This window comes from Bacillota bacterium (genome assembly GCA_013178045.1).
Classification (GTDB): Bacteria; Bacillota; Ch66; order Ch66; family Ch66; genus Ch66.
Map to the genome: position 1 here is coordinate 1 of JABLXP010000050.1, position 3606 is coordinate 3606.

The 3606-nt window shown below is 50.5% G+C and carries 2 protein-coding genes; both read right to left on the reverse strand.

What is annotated here, in order from left to right; genetic code table 11:
• A partial coding sequence (locus HPY81_11530) for a hypothetical protein (GenBank protein ID NPV28029.1) occupies nt 1–3097 on the reverse strand: 3097 nt, incomplete at its 3' end.
• Between the two features lie 65 nt (nt 3098–3162).
• The coding region (locus HPY81_11535) for a purine-binding chemotaxis protein CheW (GenBank protein ID NPV28030.1) at nt 3163–3606 on the reverse strand (444 nt) is incomplete at its 5' end.

The window sequence follows — 3606 nt, forward strand, 5'->3', positions numbered from 1 at the left end:
CGTCCAGGTTGCCTTCGGCCATCTCTTTCAGGCAGCCGGCCGCTTCGTTGATCGGGTTGATTACGGCGTCCATCATATTGTTGACGCCTTCGATGACCTTGCGGTACTCGCCAAAGTGTTTTGCAACATCGGCGCGGGTGGAGAGCTTGCCTTCCACTGCAGCTGCGGCCAGCATGTTGGTGTCATTCACCAGTTCCAAAATCGCCTCGTGCATCCGGATAAGGCCTGGTACCAGTTCGTCATTATTGCATCCGCGCCCGATTTTTTTGAGTATCTCCAGTTCTCCGAGATCCCCCTTGGACACCCTGATGACCATTTTGGTAATTTTAACCACCAGTTTGTGGACCCGGTTAAGCGCCACTTTAAGGTCATTCCAGATACCTGCATAGTCTTTTTCCACGGCTTTGCTGTGGTCATTGACCGCGAGCCGGCCGAGAACCTCAATGATCTCTTTGATCGGTGCGGCCACGGCTTCCATCAGGCCGTTCATGCCTTCCATCAGCCTGCGGTATTCACCGCTGTACTTGCCTGTATCGGCCCGGGTGTCCAGTTGGCCCGAGGCAGCGGCGGCGGCCATCTTTTCCACATCAGCAATTAGTTCCTGAATGACCTCCATCATTTTAATGAAAGCAGGAACCAATTCATCCTGTTCGCTCCTGCGGCCGATTTTTTTCAATTCGGCCAGATAGCTGAAATCTCCGTTACTGATATTGATAACCGTTGCGATTAAGGTTGAAATTTTTTCCGACGTGGTGTTGGTGGCGTTCCTCATCTCTTCCCAGATACCGCTGAAGTTCTTTTCAATTTTGTGGCCGAAGTCGTTGACCGCTATCCGTTCCTGTACTCTTATCAGCTCCCGCACCGGCTCGGCCGCGGCTTCCATCATACTGTTCATGCCGTCCACCAGTCTGCCCCAGTCACCGGCAAAGGCTTCGGCGTTGCCGCGCTGATCCAGCCTGCCCTCCGACACGGACTGAATCAGGCTTTCCGCCTCCTTGAGCACACCGTTGACGGAGTCGATGCAGATGTTCAGGTTGTTTTTGATTTCGTTGAAGTCACCGTTATAGTTGTCAGTAATCCTCGGTGGAATATCGCCTTTGCTGATTCTGTCAATATACTCAGCGGCCACGTTTAGAGGACCGATTACGGCGTCAAGGGTGTTGTTAAATCCCTCGATAACCTTGCGGTACTCACCCTCGTGTTTGGTAGCGTCCGCCCTGGTGTCCAGCTTGCCCTCCACTGCCGCCCCGGCCAGCATATTGGCGTCGTCCAACAGCTTTTGGATGGCGTCATGCATTCTGATCAAGCTTGGCACCAGTTCGTCCTTTTCACTCCTGCGCCCGTGCTTCTTGATTCCTTCAGCTTCACCCAAGTCCCCTTTACTTATTCTTATTATCACTCTTAGAATATTTGTTAGCCTGAGGTGCAATATGTTAACGATTTGCTTTAAATCATTCCAGATACCGGAGTATTCCTTTTCCACTTTATTACTGTAATCGTTCTCTGCATATTCGCGCAGTACGGCCATTATTTCTTCAACCGGTTCGGCCACGGCTTCCAGCAGGCTGTTCATCCCGCTCACCAGCTCGCTCCAGTTACCAGTGAAGGCCGCAGCATTGCCGCGGGCGTCCAGCCTGCCCTCCCTGACCGCCATAATCTGGTTTTCTACCTCTTTTAAGAGTCCATTTACAGCATCTATGCAGCCGTTAAGGTTGTTTTTGATCTCGTTGAAGTCGCCGTTATAAGTTTCGGTGATTTTAGGCGGTATGTCGCCCTTGGAAATCCGGTCAATGTACTCGGCGGCGACATTTAGAGGACCGATCACCGCGTCAAGGGTGTTATTGACTCCCTCGATGACCTTGCGGAATTCACCTCCGTACTTGGCAGCGTCCGCCCTGGTGTCCAGCTTGCCCTCTACCGCCGCTTCGGTCAGCATATCCGTATCATCCACCAGTTTTTGGATAGATTCCATCATCCTGATAAAAGCAGGAACTAATTCGTCCTTTTCGCTTCTCCTGCCTATTTGCTTCAAGTTTTCTAAATACTTAAGGTTCCCATTGCTGATGTCATTAACTGTTTCCACAACCTGTAATAAGCGATCATTAACAACGTTTAGATCATTTTTGAGATCGTTCCAGACGCCGCTATACTCTTTAACCATCTTCCGGCTGAAATCGTTAACCGCCATCTGGTTGAGGACCGTTATCAGTTCATTAATCGGGTTTACTACAGCTTCGATTAAGCCGTTCATGCCTCTCACCAGTTCACCCCAGTCGCCACTATAGGCCGTCACGTTGCCGCGGACATCCAGTCTTCCCTCCGTAACTGCCTGAAGCAGGCCCTTGGCTTCTTCGAGCAGTCCGCCAATCGTGTCAATGCACGCATTCAAGCTGTTCTTAATCTCGTTGAAGTTACCCTGGTAGGTTTCAGTGATCTTCGGCGGCATGTCGCCCTTGGAGATCCGGTCAATATATTCTGCAGCCACGTTCAGTGGGCCGATTACCCCATCCATGGCGTCGTTTACACCCATTAAGATCTGGCGCCACACGCCCGTCGCCCTGTCAGGGTTGGCTCTCTGGTCTAATTTGCCTTCCCGTCCGGTGCCGCTAACCACTTCTACTTCGTCTACAAGAATACCGATACCGTCAATGCAAGCATTCAAATTATTCTTAATCTCATTGAAACCCCCGCTGTAGGCGTCAGTGATCTTCGGCGGTATATCTCCCTTTGCAATCCGCCCGACATACTCCGTCGCAACGTTAAGTGGCCCGATTACCGCGTCCAGGGAGTCGTTTATACCCTCGATAACTCCCTGGAATTCTGAATCTACTTTGCTTACATCGCCTCTTGCGTCCAGCTTGCCTTCCCCGGTTGCTTCAGCCAGCCGCCTGCTTTCAGCCAGCAGTGAATTAAACGAGCTTTTTACTGACGCTGTTGTAAAGAAACTTAGAACACCACCGGCCAGCAAGGCTACGACACACATAATTATATTACCGGTCGTGTTTTCCCAAATGATCGAACAAAAACTCACTATAACGAGCAATAATAAAAGAATTGAAAAACCCAGCGCTATCTTTGTCCCGATTTTAAGTTTCATTCTTTTCTACCCCCTTTTAAAAATAAAAAATCTCTTTCTTTATTGATTAATTCAGACTGCATCCATCACTGATCCTCCCCTTTGTTAAAGTCAAACAGCAGCCGGTGGGCATTCAGCAAGATCTTCACCCGGTCGCCAATCTTGCCCATACCCTGAATGAAACGACTGCTTTCGTCCCTCTTTACCTTGGGCGGCGGCTCTACCTCGTCCTTGGGTATGTCTAAAACCTCGGACACCCTGTCTACGATCAGCCCCACTGACTGCTCGTCGATGTTTATCACGATAATGCAGGTGCGGTCGTCGTAAGGCACCTCTTCCAACCCGAACCGCAGGCGTACGTCCATGACCGGGATTACTTTGCCCCGCAGGTTTATAACTCCCCTGATGTAGTGGGGCATGTCGGGCACTTCGGTTATGTTCTGAATGCCGATTATCTCTGTGACGTGCCTGATCTCGATCCCGTATTCTTCCTGGCTCAGGATAAAGGTCAGGTATTTGTCTTCCTGGGT